This window comes from Limnohabitans sp. DM1 (genome assembly GCF_001269385.1).
Lineage (GTDB): Bacteria > Pseudomonadota > Gammaproteobacteria > Burkholderiales > Burkholderiaceae_C > Limnohabitans_A.
The window spans coordinates 164269-180460 of sequence record NZ_CXOO01000022.1; the positions used below are offsets into that span (position 1 = coordinate 164269).

Genomic DNA, 16192 nt, shown 5'->3' on the forward strand with positions numbered 1-16192 from the left:
GACTTGGCAAATTGCGTGCCATGTTTGTACCTGCCACATCGGCCCCTTGCAGTCACGAATGGCACAACCATTGCGCCACCTGTCACATGCGGTGTTGCAAATGGTGACAGTTTTCACGAATTACCCCTGTTTCACCCGCGGTTTCATGCGCACTGCCCTTGGCCGAAGTTTTGCATGTGTACGAAAACGATACACTTTGATCCCCGGGAGCTGTCTTGCGTCAAGAAAATGAAAGCTTCAGGCCCGACCATGGCATTCCGACCGAATCCACTGAGTCGGCCAACCTACAAGAATTAGACGGTATCTACAGCGCCCCCTGGGCGGTGATAGATCCCCTAGGAGACACCATGCTCAGCATGCCTGCACGCGCAGCGACCGCGGCCCACGGCCAAGGTCTGTATGCGCTGGACAGCGACCACCACCGCAGCGCGATCCTGCAATCGCACGGGCGCAGCCATTCTTTCGGGTTACAGGCCTCGGAAAAACCCGACTTCTCACCGCTGCAAGCCCCGGACATTGCCAACGCCCGTGATGAAAACCGCCTGCTGTACCAGCACGCCAGCCCCGTCATGGAAACCCTGTACGAGCAGATTGCCAACACGCACAGCATGGTGCTGCTGACGTCGAGCAACGGGCTGATCTTGCACTCGCTGGGCGATGCTGATTTTTTGGAAAAAGCCTCCCGCGTGGCGCTGATGCCTGGCGTGGAATGGTCTGAGCAAAGCAAAGGCACCAACGCCATTGGCACCGCCTTGACCGAGGGAAAACCCATGGTCGTGCACGGCAATGACCACTTTTTGCAGGCCAATCAGTTCCTGACTTGCTCGTGCACCCCGATTTTTGACCCCTATGGCAAGGTCATGGGCGCATTGGACGTGACGGGCGATCAGCGCAGCTACCACCAACACACCATGGCCCTGGTGCGCATGTCGGCCCAGATGATCGAGAACAACATGTTTGCCAATGTGTTTCCCGACGCCATGCGCATTCACTTTCATGCTCGGTGTGAATTTCTCAGTACCTTGGTGGAAGGCATCATCGTCTTCACGCTGGACGGGCGTTTCCTGTCGGCCAACCGCAGCGCCCAGTTCCAGCTGGGTCTGTCGGTCAATGCCATGCAGGCCCACACCTTCTCCTCGCTGTTCAACCAGCCGATCTCCCAGTTTCATGACCGCCTGCGCCATGCAGCCGGTCAGCCCGTGAACCTGTGCATGCACAACGGCGTGCAGGTGTTTTGCCAAGCCCGGCTGAAAACCAGCCACTGGTTCAGCAGCATGCAAGAGGCGTTTTCTGCCCAGCCTTCGCCCCCGAGCACCCCAAGCCCACAGACCGAGGCGTCGCAGCCCCCCGCCCCCAGCCCGGCCACCCGCGCCACCACAGCGGCTGCGGCAGGTCGGGCCAGCCTGTCGAGCCTGCACTACCTGAACACTGGCGACCCGCAAGTGGCCGCCGTGCTGCACAAGCTGCAGCGCGTGCAGGGCAGCGACATCCCGATCATGATCCTGGGTGAAACGGGTACCGGCAAAGACATCCTGGCGCAGGCCATCCACAACGACTCGGCGCGTGCGCGGCGGCCCTTTGTGTCGATCAACTGCGCCTCCATTCCTGAAACCCTGATCGAGTCCGAACTCTTTGGCTACGAAGAAGGCGCGTTCACCGGTGCCAAGCGGCGCGGTGCACCCGGCAAAATCCAGATGGCCCACGGCGGCACGCTCTTTCTGGACGAAATCGGCGACATGCCCACCCAGCTGCAGGCGCGTTTGCTGCGCGTGCTGCAAGAGCGCCGGGTCACACCGCTGGGCTCGGGCAAGGAATACGAGGTGGACGTGATGCTCATTTGCGCCACCAATAAAAACCTCAAAACTCTGATCGCCCAGGGCCAGTTCCGCGAAGACCTGTACTACCGCTTGAACGGCCTGGTGGTGCGCCTGCCCGCCTTGCGCGAACGCTCGGACTTTGAGGTGGTGACCAACAAAATCCTGTTCAACCTGTGCACGCCAGAGCAGCACATCAGCGTGTCGCCCGGCGTCATGACGCTGTTCAAGCAATACCGCTGGCCGGGCAACTTCCGCCAGCTGCACAACCTCTTGCGCACCGCCGTGGTCATGGTGGGCCACAGCGGCCAAATTGAGGTCGAGCACCTGCCCGACGATTTTCTGGACGAAGTGCAGCAGATCACCCGCGCGGGCACACCCGATCCATTGCCTTGCGAGGAGGCTGCATTGGGCATGCCCCAAGCGACAGGATGCGCCGCGCCGCCCTCGGCCGATGTGCAGGCGCTGCAATCAGCCCACCAGCGCGGCTTTTTCGCGCCAGGCCCGGTGGTCAGCGGCAGCACGGCTTCGGCGCCCTCAGGCCTTGCAGGCGGTGCCAGCGCAACACCTGTGTGGGTGGCACAAGCCCCTGCCACAGAGGGTCCCGTGGCCGTAACGCCCACTGGAAACACCGCACGTCTGCAAGACGTGGCCCTGCAAGCCATGACCGATGCGCTGCGCCAATGCCATGGCAATGTGTCAGCGGCAGCCAAGCTGTTGGGGGTATCGCGCAACACCATTTACCGCAAAAAAGAGCAGTTACCGGCCGACGTCTGGGGTTAAGGCACACCAGCTTGCCCAAGGGCTGTGGCGCTCGGCTTGCTCCAGCCAGCTCAACTCCACCTCGCGCCAGGCGCGCAGTTGGTTGAACGCATGCTGCTGGCGCTGCTGAGCTTTCCAGGCACTCTGCGCCTTCGCCTGCTGAGCAGGCTCTGAAAGTCCGCCCCTGTGCTGACCGTTGGTTGGCAGACCCGCCGCCTTCTGAAGGGAAGGGCTTTCTTGCAGCGATCCAGCCTCCCAAGCCGCAGGCCAAGGCACATGCTGCACCGCCTCGGCCTCTGACCAGCCCCGCTCCAGGCCCTGCCAGGCGTAGCTCACCAGACTGCACAGGTAGTGCTGTTGACGCAGCAAAGCCGCCTGCACTTGCCCCGGGCCACGCACCAGGTGCTGCCCCACCAGCCACTGCGGCTGCCATGCGCGCATGCGGGCCAGCGCATGCAGCCAGCCCTGCACGCTGCCTTGGGCCAACACGGGCAGCACATCGCCATCGACCAGCCCACCGGCCAGCACAATAGCCTCTTGAGCCGACCACAGCACCAAATCGCTTTCGGTGTGGGCATGGCGCATGTCGTGCACCTGCCAAGACCGCCCCCCGGCCTGCACCAGTTGCCCGTCATGCAACACCTCGGTGGGCAACACGATGCGGCTGCCGCGAGAGGCTTGTTCGCCCAAATCGTGCTGCAAGGCCGCCAGGCAATCGGGGCAGCGCTGGCGCATGGCTTGCTGAGTGCCCAATGTGGCGGCCACAACCACGTCCACGCTCGCACCCATGGGCACAGCCGGTGCAGCTCGGCGCTTTGCGGCTTCGACTTGGGGCACATCGGCCGATGCCTCAGGCACCCAGGCCGCATTGGCCAGCACTTGCTCGGCATGCGCATGGGTGTTGATCAGCCGCGTGACCGACGACGCGGGGTGGCGGCATTTCAGGTCTTTTTGCAAGGCCTGCCCAACGCCATAGGTCGGCCCGGGGTCGATGACTGTCACATCGGCGTTTTGCCCCAGCACCACCGTGGTGGCCGCGTGCGAGCGCCCATCTTCGGTGACCGCATGCCACTGCCCATGCACCACCGCCACCCCAGGCAACACCGTCTGCCAAGCCAGCTCGGGCGGGTCGGTGCACGGTGCAGCCCCTGTGGGCCAGGCCAGCAGAGCCAAGCTGCATCCCACGATCCAGCGAAGCTGAGCACAGCGCACGCGCAACACTTGTGTCAAGCCCGCCCCCTCACTTGCTCCATATTGGAACAAGTCCAGGCCCCCGGGTCGCCCGTGTGTCGGCTCTTCGGGTGAAAGTTGTTCAGAATGGGTGGCACTTTTGTTGCTCTGTGACAAAGGAGGGGCAATGGTTTGAACGACCAGATCGGTGGACACCGGCATGGTCGCACATGCAGCACTTGCCATGCCAGCCCGTTTATTTTTTGGAGTGGACCCCCGCATGAATGCTCTTGCCCCTTCGGCCAGTCGATGGCACCAACGCATGTGGGGTGCCCTGCTGGTCAAACGCCTGCCGGTGCTGGGCCGCCCCAGCCTGTCGCTGGAGCAAGCGCCCCAAGGCCTGTTCCTGCTGTGGCTGGCCTTCATGGGCCTGCTGGTGTTTGGGGCAGCGGTGATGTGGCAACACGGCCTGTGGCACCGCTTGGTGCAGGCCGACCCCACGGGCCTGACCATCGTCATCGTGCTGCTGTTCATCGGCTGCTCGGTCTGGGCGGGTCTGCGCTGCTGGGCGCTGGGTTTGCAATGGCAGGCGCTGCAAAGCGGTGGGGCCATGGCCACGGCCGAACAAGCCAGCTGGGCGCACGACTACCTGCAAGCGCGTGGCCATGCGCACACCGACAAAAGCATCTTGCTGCAAGTGCTGAGCGACCGGGCGCACGGCCCGCAAGAGATGGCCTGGTGGCTCAACGGCATCCAGCTCAAGCTGGGCTTGCTGGGCAAGGTGATCGGTTTTTCGGTGCTGGCCCTGGAGCTGGGCCGCATGGACGGCTTTGACCCGCAGCAATCGGCGCAAATGCTCAAAAGCCTGACCGGCGGGCTGGGCATTGCTCTGCTGACCACCATCACCGGGCTGGCGGCCAACATTTTGCTGGGCCTGCAACTCATGCGCATTGACCGCTTTGCCGACGGCCTGGTGGCCGAGATTTTGACGCTGGGCGAGGCGCAGGCCATGCAGCCTGCAGGCACCGGGGCAGCCGAATGAGCATTGGCCGCAGCACCCGCGACACCGAGACGGACCCGTTTTACGACATGTTGTTCAACATGTTGATCGCCTTCGTCTTTTGCTTTGTGATCGCGTTGCTGTCTTTCAACCCGCAGGCCAAAAAAGCGGGTGACGTGCCCGCCAAGGCCGAGTTCATGATCACCGTGTCCTGGCCCGACGAAAACCCCAACGACCTGGACACCTGGGTGATGGAGCCCGGCGGCAAGCTGCTGTGGTTTCGCCAGCGCGATGTGGGCATGCTGCACCTGGACCGCGACGACCGGGGCGACAAAAACAATTCGGTGGTGGTCAACGGCAAAACCGTGACCAGCGCCGCCCGGCAAGAAATCGTCACCCTGCGCGGCCTGGTGGCAGGCGAATACGTGGTCAACGCCCACTATTACGAAAGCCGCAACCAACTGCCCGTGGACGCCACCGTGACCGTGGTCAAGATCAACCCCCAGGCCGAAATCGTCTTCACCGGCACCCAGCAAATCGGCGCCAAAGGCGAAGAGCGCACCCTGGTGCGCTTTTCGATTGACGACAAGGGCCAGGTGCTGGACGTGAGCACGGCCCCCAAACCCATCGTGATGCGCTCGGGCATCTGAACACCCCTCCCTGAAAAACCCACATGATCCCTACCACCACCACCGAACTGCTCTGGCTGGCCATCGCCTACGCCCTGCTGGCCTTTTTGCTGCTGTGCCTGTGCCTGGCCACCCGTTGGCACTGGCTGCTCAAGGCGGTCATGGTCATCGTGGTCAGTGGCTTTTTTCTGTTCCACAACCAAGTGCTGCGCGGCATTGCGGGCTGGCCGGCCGACGACGCCTTGCCGCCGCGCTTTGTGCTGCTGTCGGCCGTGTTTGACGAGCCCAGCCCGGCACGCCACCACCCCGGCGCGATCTACATCTGGGTCAATGAAATCAAAGACCACGAAGCGCTGGATCTGCCCCGCGTGCACCGCCTGCCCTACGAAAAAGATTTGCACCGCATCCTGGGCGACGGCATCAAGAAAGCCCGCGACGGCAACACCCAGATCGGCACCACCGAGCCGCGCCGCGGCCAAGGCGGCCTGCCTTGGTTGCGCCCGGCCAACGACGACAAGGTGCAAATCAAACTCAGCGACCTGCCCCGTGCGCAGCTGCCCGAAAAATGAACGCCATGAAAACTCTGTACTTGGGTGCCGCATCACTGCTGGGTGTGCTGGGCCTGTCGGCCTGTTCGCCGGATGCGGGGCCGGTCTGGTTTCCGCTGCGCTCAGGTGACGTGACCCGCTACGAAGTGCGCTACAACCCCGAATCGGCCCGCGACGACGAAGTCTGGACTTTGCGCACACGCGGCCCTGTGGACTGGCAAGGCAAAAGCTATATGCAGCGCCACCATTCACAAGGCGTGGCCTACTATTTAGAGGTCAATGAAAAAGGCGTGCGCCGCGTCGCGCACCAAACCGACATGGACCGCGAACCGCTGGCCGACGAATCGCCCATGTGGGTGCTCAAAGCGCCGTATCAGGTGGACACCGAGTGGACCAACCCCACCGTGCCCTATTTGCTGATGCGCAAAAACGAATACCCCCGCGAACTCAAATACACCCACAAAACCACCATGACATGGCGCATCGTGTCCGTCAAAGAGGAGGTCAAACTGCGCTCAGGCGAGGTGCTCTCGCCCTGCCTGCACGTCAAGGGCGAAGCCTTTTTGAACCTCTACACCGACCCCGTGAACGGCTTCACCGACGTGCCCCTGACCAGCCACGAGTGGTACTGCCAAGGCCAGGGCCTGGTCAAATTCACCCGCGAAGAAAAAGTGCTGGCGGGTTTTTTGACGGGTGGGGCGTTGACGGCGGAGCGGGTGCGCTGAACCACAACACGCGGGCCTGTTCACTGCGTGCCTGTTTACTCAATGCGCATTTTCCGAATCCAACGGGCATCGGGGGCAAAGGGCTCGCTGTCGTTCGGGCCATAGGGCGGTACATCCAGACGGTCTGGCGGCGCGCTGATCAGGTTCAGGTCGACTGCCTGCGGCAGGCCTTCCAAGCCCGTGGGCGTCAAATGCCAGCGGTAAATGATGCCGTTCCACAGCTTGGCACCAAAGTCAGCGGGTTTTTTGTACAAAAACAGCAGGTGGTGATCCAGCCACAGCAAATTTTGCGCCGACACTGTGGCCGGACTGGCGTAGGGATAAGGCACATGGCAGCTCACTTCTTGCGGGGCGGCCAAGCACTTGAATTCGCGCATGGACAAAAAGTTGTCCCGCATCACGGCAGGGTCCATGTGCACGCGCACAGTGGCCTGTCCAAGCCCTGCCGGGGTGAACGTCACACGGCCTACGCGGGTGTGTCGCCCATCGAGGGTTTCTGCCACCAGGAATTTTTCTCCCTGTACAGGAAAGGCCAGGACGGACACCTGCATGCCCACCCCGGCACACACGAGTAATCCCCAGGCCATGCGGCGCTTGTTGGCCATGCTTTGGATCTCCCTGTTGACCCGGGCCATCCCGGGGCCGGATTAATTAAGCACAAAGCATGCCAAAAAATCCATCGCCGGCTTGACCTGACTGCTCTAATCAAAACGCGTAACGCAGCCCCGCCACCACCATGCGGCCCCGACCGGCTTGCAGGCCATTGGCGCGAGAGGCAAAGTACTTTTTGTTCGCCAAGTTTTCGCCACTCAGGAAGTAGCTCACTTTCTGGCCCTTGGGCGCATACGAGATGGAGGCGTTGTACAGGGTCAAGGAGGGAATTTCGCCAAACAAGCCGCAGTCGGCCTGACTGGCACCATCGACGTCTGCGCAATAGCCTTCAGCAGAGGTGCCCCGGTAGTTGTCGGTGTTGGCAAATTGTCGGCTGATGTAAGTGACCCCCACGCGGGCCTGCAGACCCTGCGGACCTTCGTAAGACAGGTTCATGGCCAATGCGTGCTTGGGGGCGTATGGCAAGCGGTTGCCGGCCTGGTAAGAGCCGTAGCCATCCTCACCCTCGCCGCCCACCTGGCCGCTGTCCTTGAATTTGGCCGTCATCAAATGGGTGTAGGCCAGGCTGGCAAAGTAGTGGTTTTTCTGCCCCGTGAGTTCCCCCAGATTGAGCTTGCCGCTGAGTTCAAAGCCGGTGTGCTGCGCCCGACCTTCGTTCCGGAAAATCCCACCGGACTGCACGACGATGTCGCTGATGTCCATGTTGAACAGCGTGGCCTCCAGGTGGCCGCTCTTGAGCAAGCCCGTGCGCACGCCCAGCTCGGTGGTGGTTGACAACTCAGGCGTCACCTTTTGCAGTGTGTTGTTGTCAATGTCGCGGTCTGGCCGAGGGGGCGCAAAGCCGCGATGGATGCCGCCAAACACCGTGGTGCCATTCAGACCGTTCCAGGTCCAGCCCAAACCGGGCAAGGCTTGCAGCTTGCTGGTGGTCAAGCTGCTTTCCAGGGTATCAAAAGCGGCCCCTGTGGCCGAGCTGTAGAGTTTTTTACGGGAGGTCACATCTTCCAGGCGAAGACCGGGTGTGATGGTCCAATCGCCCGCGATGAAGGTGTTTTGCGCGTAGTAAGAAATGGCCCTGATTTTGGCTGTCAGGCGTTCGTCTGCGGCATTGACCTCGTTGAAACTGTCTCCGACCAGTTTCTTACGGTCCACATTTTCCGAGTGGTATCGGAAGCCCAGGATGGTCTGGTTTTTCAAGCCAAATGCGTTGTGCTTGATTTCCAGTTTGGGCTCAATGCCAAAAAATTCGTACTGTCGGGGCCGGATGGCGTATTCGCCCCGGCCCATGCCAAACGCGTTGTCGACATCGTCGTACTCAAACTCTCTGGATCGGTGCGATTGGCGGTCTGTTTTGGAATAGTAAAACTGCGTGCTCAGCTTGGTGTTTTTGTTCAGATCCCATTCGTGAACCAACTGCGCTGTTTGGCGGTCCATGGTGAAGCGTTCCATGGCGTCTTCGGCTTGGTCAAAGCTGCCCTTGTAGCGCGATGCCGTGTATTCGGCCGCAGTCAAGCCGGTTTCACTGAAGAGGGAGTTTTCCTTGAAGGACGAGAGCTTGCCCGTGATGCGTTGCTCGTTGTTGATTTTGAACTGCGCTTTGAGGGCCACATCCTGCACATCAAAGTGGTGCTCTGCGCGAATGCCGTCGCCCCGCTTTTTCAGCACATCCAGCATCACGCCACCGTTTTCGGTGCCGGTGCCCAAATTGAAATGGGCACCTTGGTACGCTTGCTGCCCGGCAGTGACTTTCACCGAGCCAGTGGCCCCCTGCGTGGGCACGGGCCGGGTGACAAAGTTGATCATGCCGCCCATGGTTTGCGGGCCGTACAGGATTTGACCTGAGCCCTTCAACACCTCCACGCGCTCAACGCGCTCCAAAGGCGTGCTGTAGTGCGAGGATGGATCGGCGTAGGGTGCAAAAAACACCGTGGGTGCACCGTCTTCGAGCAGCAAAGTGCGCGAGCTGCGGCGGGGGTTGAGGCCGCGCATGCCGATGTTCAGGTGCGTGCCCGCCACGTCCTCGGCCACCACATGTAAACCCGGAATTTCACGGATGGTCTCGACGATGGAAAAGGGTGCGCGCGCCTCGATTTGCGCCTGGGTCAGGACCGAATAAGAGCCGGGCAGGTTTTCAATGCTGCTGGGCAATATGCTGGCGCTTTTGACCACCACCACGGACGTGCTGTTGGACGGTGCAGCGTTTTGGGCCGCTGCATACGTGGTGAACACTGACAAAACAGCGGTGGCAACCAAGGTGTGAGGGTGTCGTGTGCTCATGGGTTTTTTCATGCAATGTGTCTACGAATGCTTCTCTTTGGCTCTGACCCCTTTGAGAGGTTTTGAGCTTATCGCGCCAGCCCCCAGCACACCCGGGAGTCACGCCCGAGCAGGCCGGGAAATTTTCCCGCAGATGGCATGCAGTTAGAAGTTTCGCAGGTCGGTGGTCGAAGACCCCGACCTTGATTCGAATGCCCGACGGCGCTTGTGCGGGCGGTGGGGGTATGCGGACACACGTTGGACTCTTCGAGTGCCGACCTACAGAGCGTGCAAAGTTGGGGTTTGCGGGTGCGGCTTACGCATCCAGGTTCACCAGGCCGTTGCGGGCGGCGAGCAGCAACAGCTCCAGTTCGGAATTGACCTCGAGTTTGCGTCGAATGTTGGACAGGTGGTTGAGCACGGTTTTGCCGCTCAGGTGCAATTGTTCACCCACTTGTACCGGAGCCTGACCGCCCGTGAACAGGCGCAAAATGTCGAATTCACGGGGGGTCAGGTTGTCCAGCATATCGCTGCCTTCGGCGGCCTGGCAGGCCAGGGCATGGGCCACGTCGGCGGAAAACACCCGCTGGCCCTGCGCAACTTTTCGGATGGCGGCGATCATCTCCAGGGGTTCGGAATTTTTGGTGATGTAGCCCAGCGCCCCATTTCGCAAAGCCTGGGTCACGTAGCCCACAGCCTGGTGCATGCTGAAGACCAGCACGCGCAAATGGGGCTGGCGCTCCAGCAGGCGCTTGATGGCCTCCAGGCCGCTGCCTTCGCGCAGTGACAAATCCATGACCACCACGTCAATGGCGGTGTCGCGCAATGCGGCGCAAGCCTCATCGCCGGTGGCAACATCGGCCACCACGCGCAAGTCGGGCTCGGCGTCGATCAAGCGCCTGTAGCCGGTGCGCACCACCGCGTGGTCGTCCACGATCATGACCTGAATGCTCACAACGTCTCCTTGTCTTGCACAGGCAGCGTGGCACTCAGCACCACCCCCCCGCCTGGCCGATCTGAAATCTGCAATTGGCCGCCCACCATGGCCAGCCGTTCGCGCAAGCCCAGCAGGCCGCCGCCTGGCTGGCGCTGCAAAACCTGGGCCTGGCCTGTGCCGTTGTCCGACACGGTCAATCCGATGCGCCTGACCGGTTCATCCCCTGGCTCAGTGCTGTGTTCTTGTGCCAGCACGCCCACGGTGACTTCGATGTGCTGGGCACCGCTGTGGCGCACGCAGTTGGTCAAGGCTTCTTGCAAGCAGCGGTAAAGGGCCAGCCCCACATCGGCCGAGACGGCGGGCAGTGGTCCAATGTGGGCCTTGATCTGCAAATCGGGCAAGCGGGCCTGCCAAGCTGACACCAGTTCGCGCAGGGCTTCGCGCATGCCGCTGTCTTCCAGGCCATAGGGGCGCAATTGGGTGAGCATTTGCCGCACATGGCCTGAGATGCGGCGCGATTCGCTGCCGATTTCACGGGCGCAATCGGTCAGTGTGGCCGCCTCGGCATGGTGGGCGTGGTGCTCGATGTAGGCCGCTGTGGCGCTGATGGCGGTGAGCGATTGGCCAAATTCGTCGTGCAGCTCGGCGGCCAGTTCACGGCGCTCTTTGTCTTGCACTTCCATCAGCTGGCGTGTGAGGCTGCGCTGGCTTTCGCGGGCACGGCTCAAGCTGTCGGCCAGCTGGTCCACCACCTGGGCAATGGCCGCAAATTCGCGCAAGGCAAAGCCGGGCAATTCGGCACGCTCTTGGCCAGCGGCCAGTCGCACCAATCCGGCATTGAGTTCTTTGACCGGGGACAGTGCATGGTCCACCGCAAACCAGGTCAGGCCCAGACAAATGCCACAAAAAAGCACCAGCATGATCAGCACTTGCACGGAGGTGGAGAATTTTTCCCGGAACTCGCTGTCGGGGTCAGGACTGATCCACAGCTCTTGCGTTCCGACACGGATGCGGTGCGCCTGTGCGCCTTCCATGGACAAACCCAGCCAAGGCAGTAATCCGCGAGGCTGGGCTTGCGTATCCTGGCTCATGGGCTCGGGCGGGGACATCTCCAGCTTGACATGTCGAAACTGCCCGGGGGTCAGGGCCGCTGCCAGATGGGCGGGGGCGTCGGCATCGGGCGAAGCCAACAACAACTCGATCAGGTGCAAGGTGGCTTGTTGTTCGGCCAGCGCGTCTTCACGCAGGTCTTTGAGCCACACCAGCCCAAACATGAGCAACAAGACCACAAAGGCCAGGGTCAACCGGGCAAGAAGGATGCGGCGTAAATCCATGGCATGTGTGGGTTCTGGACCTTAGCCGGAAAAAATTTGGCAAGTTCGGGACACAGGCCACGCCGTGAGTGGCCTGTGTCTTCCGATGAATCAGGGTTTGGTGGCGAGGATGTGTCGCGCCATGGTTTTCAGGTCATCTTGGCTGATGCTGCTGTGCCCGGGCATGGGAATGCGGCCCCATTTGCCTTTGGAGCCGTTTTGAATGGATTGCACCAAGGAGGCCACAGCATCTTTGTCGCCCCGGTATTTGTCGGCGATGGCCAGAAATGCGGGGCCCACAATTTTTTCGGCCTTGGCATGACATGACAAGCAGCCGCTGTCTTTGAGCAAGGTCTCGCCATCGCTGGCTTGGGCCAAGCCTGTAGCGCCGATGCCGATGGCCAAGGCCATGAGGTGGAGTGAAGTCTTCATGGGGTATCTTGAAATTCGGTCAAAAGTCCGGTGAAACATCTGGGCCATCCGCACACCACATGTGTTCTGTGGGGGGGCCCTCAACACGTAACTGTCCGCCCACAAGGCACGGACAGTCCAAAATCTTTGCGCACAAAAAACGCGCCCATGGCCGCCCTGATGACCGACCTTGCCCCGGTCATCAAAACCAGGTCAGGTCGATAAACCTCCTCGGCCAGGAGCCCGAGAAGGCATTCAGGGCCAGCGCTTGGGGTTTACTTCATCATCTTGAAGGTCCAGACGGACCCGCCTTGTTCGAGGAAGTTGACCTTCTTGGCCACTTCACCGCCCCACAGCGGAACCGCGCCACCCCAGCCAGAGACCACGGACACGAATTGGTCATTGCCTTCTTTCCAGGTGATGGGAGGTGCCACGATGCCAGAGCCGGTCTGGAACTGCCACACCACTTTGCCGGTCTTGGCATCCGCGGCCTTCAGGTAGCCTTCAGGCGTGCCCCAGAACACCAGGTCGCCAGCCACCAGCACACCGCCCCACAGAGGCGCTTCGTTCTTGACTTCCCACTCGATCTTGCCGGTCTTGGGGTTCACAGCACGCAGCGAGCCGATGTAGTCGTCGTACAAAGGCTTGATGGTGAAACCAGCGCCCAGGTAAGCCGCGCCTTTTTTGTAGGTGACGGGCTCGTTCCAGATTTCCATGCCCCATTCATTGGAAGGCACATAGAACAATTTGGTCTTGGGGCTGTAAGCCATGGGCATCTGGTTTTTGCCGCCCAGGAAGCCTGGGGCTGCAAACACCGCTTTGCCTTTTTGGCCATCACCGCCTGGGCCTGTGGGATCGCCAGGGCGGTTTTCAGGCACAAAGTTGGGACGACCTGTCTTCAAGTCAATGCCATTGGCCCAGGTGGTTTTGGTGACAAACGGGAAGGCATTTTCCAATTTGCCGGTGGTGGCGTCGTTTACATAGAAATAACCGTTGCGGTCGGCTTTGCCGCCCATGAGTTTGCCGTCCATGTCGAACAGCACAAACTCGTTGGTGCCGTCATAGTCCCAGCCGTCGTTAGGGGTGTTCTGGTAGTGCCACTTGATCTGACCCGATTTCACATCGATGGCCACCGTCGAGGTGGAGTACAGGTTGTCACCCTTGCGCAGGTGGCTGTTCCAAGGGCCGGGGTTGCCTGTGCCGAAATAGGCCAAGCCGGTTTTGGCGTTGAAAGTGCCACCCATCCAGGTGGAAGCGCCACCGGTCTTCCAGGTATCACCCGGCCAAGTGGCGTTGGTGGTGCCGGTGATGCCGTTTTCCTTGCCATCTTTGTAGCCCATGTGACCTTCGACCACGGGACGGGTCCAGACCATCTTGCCGGTCTTGGGGTCTCGCGCTTCCACACGACCCACCACACCAAATTCACCACCCGACACGCCCGTCAAGAGCAAGCCATCGGCAATCAAAGGCGCAGCGGTATAGCTGTAGCCTGCTGAGTAGTCGTCGATCTTCTCGCGCCACACCACTTTGCCGGTGTTTTGGTCGAGTGCCACCAACTGGGCGTCCAACGTGCCGAAGATGACCAGGTTGTCAAACAAGGCTGCGCCACGGTTGATCACGTCGCAGCAAGGCATGATGCCTTCGGGCAGGCGGTGCTCGTACTTCCAGAGCTTTTTGCCGGTCTTGGCATCCAGCGCAAAAATGCGCGAGTAAGAGGCCGTGACGAACATCTTGCCGCCATGGACCAAGGGCTGCGATTGCTGACCGCGCTGCTTTTCACCACCGAATGACATGGACCACACAGGCACCAGTTTGCTGATGCTTTTGGCGTTGACGTCAGTCAAGGGCGAATAGCGCTGGCCGTGTGTGCCCAGACCCGAGGACAGAACGTCGTTGGTCGTGGCGGCGTCCTTGGTGATCATGTCATTGGTCACTTGGGCGCCCGCTTGTGCGGCGGCAATCATGACGAGCAAGCTTAAGAGTTTGAGTTTCACAGTGGTGTCTCCTGTTGAAAGAAGGGGTCAGAGCGTTGAAGATAATGAACGACTTGCCAGACCATCAGGCTGGACTGGCATCTGTCGTTTTCTACTTTGGCAATTACCATGCCAGCAGCAAAGCACTTGGGGGGGCGTCAAATTGTCCGGAATAACCCTTAGAAATCCTGGGTTTCAATGAACATCTGCCGACCAATGGACAGCCTGGGCACGCCTGAATGTTCAGTTTTGGATCACTTCGAAGTCGCAGCCGGAGCAGTCTGAAACGAAAACTGTTCAGTCTCATAACGCGGGTACAGCGTGGTCACGTTGCGCGCATACTCGACCCGCAAGGCTGCCCAACGGGCAAAGCGCTCAGGAATGGGCAGGCGTAAAACCTCTGACAGGTCCAGCCCTTGCGCGGCGCTGGTCTGCATGCGCGCGTGCAACCACTGCAGCCAGTCCAGGGTCTGGTCCACGCCATGGGTGCCGGTGTGCACCGGGCCGTGGCTGGGCACCACCGTCTTGACCTGCCCTTGGGTGATCCACTGGCGCATGACTTGCAAACTGGCCACCCACTTTGCCAAGTGGGCATGGGGCACGGTGGGCACCCGGTCGGCAAACACCAGCCCCCCGGCAAACAGCACACCGGTGCTGTGGTCAATCAGCACCAAATCATCATCGGTGTGGCCTTGCAAGCGCACCCATTCCATGGCGTGACCGCCCCAATCGAAGCGCCCGGGCTGAATGTCTTGGCGCGAGGGCCGAAACTCGGTGCCACGCATCCAGTCGCCACACAGGCGGTACAGGTTGTCTTCGTAGGCCTTGCCCTCGGCCTGCATGCCTGCTCGGCTGCCAGGCAAAGCGGCGGTGGGCACATCGCCCCAGGCTTGGTTGCCCAAAAAATAATCGGGGTGCAAATTGAGGCTGACCACCTGCTTGACGGGCTGCACCTTCACGCGGGCAAGTGCCGCCTTTTGCTGTTCGCCATACAGGCGCGAAGGCCCGGTGTTGAGCACCAGCGTGCCCTCCGCCGTGCTGACAAAGCCGGTGTTGATGATGTTGCAGCCGTTGGCGCGGCTGAAGTCTTCGACCGCCCCCTCGATCACCCAAGTGTCCGGGGCAATTTGCCGGGGCTGCAATTGGTAATCGAGCCGGGCCGCATCGACCGCCCAGGCCTGAGCGCTCAGGCAGGCCAACAGCCCCACACAGGCCCGGCGCAGCGTGGCTGTCCTCATGCTTTCACCTGCGCCTGGATGCGGTTGCCGTTGTTGTCGCGCCCGCTCAGCTGCCAAGGCCCGCGCAATGCGTCGCCCAGCTCCAGCGTCAGCAGCGGGTTTTCAGACACCGGTTCGTGCAAAGCCAGCCGCCAGACGGCTTGGTCTTGCGGGTCGCGCAATTCCAGGTGTTCGATGTGAAAACTCGGGATACCGGCCACCAAGCCCGTGTCCATGGGGTGCATGACGCGCAGGCGCAAGCGGGTGCCGCCTTCGAGCACGTTGCGAAACACCCGCGCCTGCACCTGGCCCAGTGTGCGGCTCCAGGAGCCGTCGGCCCGTGTGATGCCCGGCACGGTGCAGCCACCGCCCGACGCATTCACCCAGGTCTGGCCCACATGCCAGCGCCCATCGCGTGTGCGCACCAAGGCCCGCACGGGTGAGCCTTGCTCCATGCGGAAGCGAAACGCCAACACCGGCCAACTGTCCAGGGGTTCAAAGTCCAGAATGTGCTGAATCGGGTTGCGGTCAGCCACCAGCCGAATCCGGTCAATCGGCCCGGCTGAGCGAGCCAGCGCCCGTGCATCGACGAACACCGGCACGTTCATGGCGTCTTCGGCGAACTCGGGGCCTTTGACCACCACCTCGTCGGTGAAGCGCCAAGGCGCAGTGCCGATGTACTTTTTGATCACCACGGGCCACTGCATGGAGCCCAAGGGATCTCCCCCGGTGGGGTCTGCCGGCTGAGCCCAGGCGGGGGCGGTGAGCGACGCGCCCAAACCAGCCAGTGCGCGACGGCGCGTCCAAAGTGTGTGCATCTCAGCT

14 protein-coding genes are annotated in these 16192 nt (G+C 61.3%); 5 read left to right on the plus strand and 9 right to left on the minus strand.

Translation table 11 applies throughout. The features are described 5' to 3' along the window. The first annotated feature begins 347 nt into the window (after positions 1-347). Positions 348-2597, plus strand: a complete 2250-nt coding sequence (locus AMM33_RS08510; RefSeq protein WP_090140554.1) for a sigma-54-dependent Fis family transcriptional regulator — start codon at positions 348-350, stop codon at positions 2595-2597. Here the strand turns inward: AMM33_RS08510 and AMM33_RS08515 are convergent. Then, positions 2574-3806 (minus strand): MBL fold metallo-hydrolase, encoded by a 1233-nt coding sequence (locus AMM33_RS08515; RefSeq protein WP_194945337.1) that lies wholly within the window; start codon positions 3804-3806, stop codon positions 2574-2576. The two genes, AMM33_RS08510 and AMM33_RS08515, sit on opposite strands and share 24 nt — an antisense overlap. A gap of 220 nt (positions 3807-4026) precedes the next feature. On the opposite strand from AMM33_RS08515, the gene AMM33_RS08520 reads away from it, so the two are divergent. From AMM33_RS08520 to AMM33_RS08535, 4 genes are read left to right on the plus strand one after another with little or no spacing between them, the layout of a single operon-like run. Next, positions 4027-4788 (plus strand): hypothetical protein, encoded by a 762-nt coding sequence (locus tag AMM33_RS08520; RefSeq protein WP_228768023.1) that lies wholly within the window; start codon positions 4027-4029, stop codon positions 4786-4788. Next, positions 4785-5396, plus strand: a complete 612-nt coding sequence (locus tag AMM33_RS08525) for a hypothetical protein (RefSeq protein ID WP_089952047.1) — start codon at positions 4785-4787, stop codon at positions 5394-5396. The genes AMM33_RS08520 and AMM33_RS08525 overlap by 4 nt, the downstream gene beginning before the upstream one ends. A gap of 23 nt (positions 5397-5419) precedes the next feature. Next, positions 5420-5944, plus strand: a complete 525-nt coding sequence (locus tag AMM33_RS08530) for a hypothetical protein (protein ID WP_228768024.1) — start codon at positions 5420-5422, stop codon at positions 5942-5944. Between the two features lie 5 nt (positions 5945-5949). Further along, entirely contained in the window at positions 5950-6648 is a 699-nt protein-coding gene (locus AMM33_RS08535; protein ID WP_194945338.1) for a hypothetical protein, read from the plus strand. Positions 6649-6683: 35 nt separating this feature from the next. On the opposite strand, the gene AMM33_RS08540 is transcribed toward AMM33_RS08535, so the two are convergent. From AMM33_RS08540 to AMM33_RS08575, 8 genes are all read right to left on the minus strand, one after another. Beyond that, on the minus strand, positions 6684-7253 hold the full coding sequence (locus AMM33_RS08540) for a hypothetical protein (RefSeq protein ID WP_194945339.1): 570 nt from the start codon (positions 7251-7253) through the stop codon (positions 6684-6686). A 100-nt stretch (positions 7254-7353) separates the two neighbouring features. Continuing rightward, positions 7354-9537, minus strand: coding sequence for a TonB-dependent receptor family protein (locus AMM33_RS08545; protein WP_194945340.1), 2184 nt, complete (start codon positions 9535-9537; stop codon positions 7354-7356). A 295-nt stretch (positions 9538-9832) separates the two neighbouring features. Continuing rightward, positions 9833-10471, minus strand: coding sequence for a response regulator transcription factor (locus AMM33_RS08550; RefSeq protein ID WP_228768025.1), 639 nt, complete (start codon positions 10469-10471; stop codon positions 9833-9835). After that, the gene (locus AMM33_RS08555) at positions 10468-11787 is read right to left on the minus strand and encodes a sensor histidine kinase (protein ID WP_090140359.1); all 1320 of its coding nucleotides are present in this window, start codon (positions 11785-11787) and stop codon (positions 10468-10470) included. Before AMM33_RS08555 ends, AMM33_RS08550 begins: the two co-directional genes overlap by 4 nt. Before the next feature lie 90 nt (positions 11788-11877). Further along, positions 11878-12198 (minus strand): c-type cytochrome, encoded by a 321-nt coding sequence (locus AMM33_RS08560; protein ID WP_090140361.1) that lies wholly within the window; start codon positions 12196-12198, stop codon positions 11878-11880. A gap of 254 nt (positions 12199-12452) precedes the next feature. Continuing rightward, positions 12453-14141 (minus strand): PQQ-dependent methanol/ethanol family dehydrogenase, encoded by a 1689-nt coding sequence (locus AMM33_RS08565; RefSeq protein ID WP_090140559.1) that lies wholly within the window; start codon positions 14139-14141, stop codon positions 12453-12455. 263 nt (positions 14142-14404) lie between these two features. Further along, a complete protein-coding gene (locus tag AMM33_RS08570; protein ID WP_090140362.1) occupies positions 14405-15388 on the minus strand; it encodes a quinoprotein relay system zinc metallohydrolase 1 in 984 nt (327 codons plus the stop codon). Next, positions 15385-16185: a quinoprotein dehydrogenase-associated SoxYZ-like carrier gene (locus AMM33_RS08575; protein ID WP_090140364.1), complete on the minus strand. Its 801-nt coding sequence runs from the start codon at positions 16183-16185 to the stop codon at positions 15385-15387. Before AMM33_RS08575 ends, AMM33_RS08570 begins: the two co-directional genes overlap by 4 nt. Positions 16186-16192 lie beyond the last annotated feature (7 nt).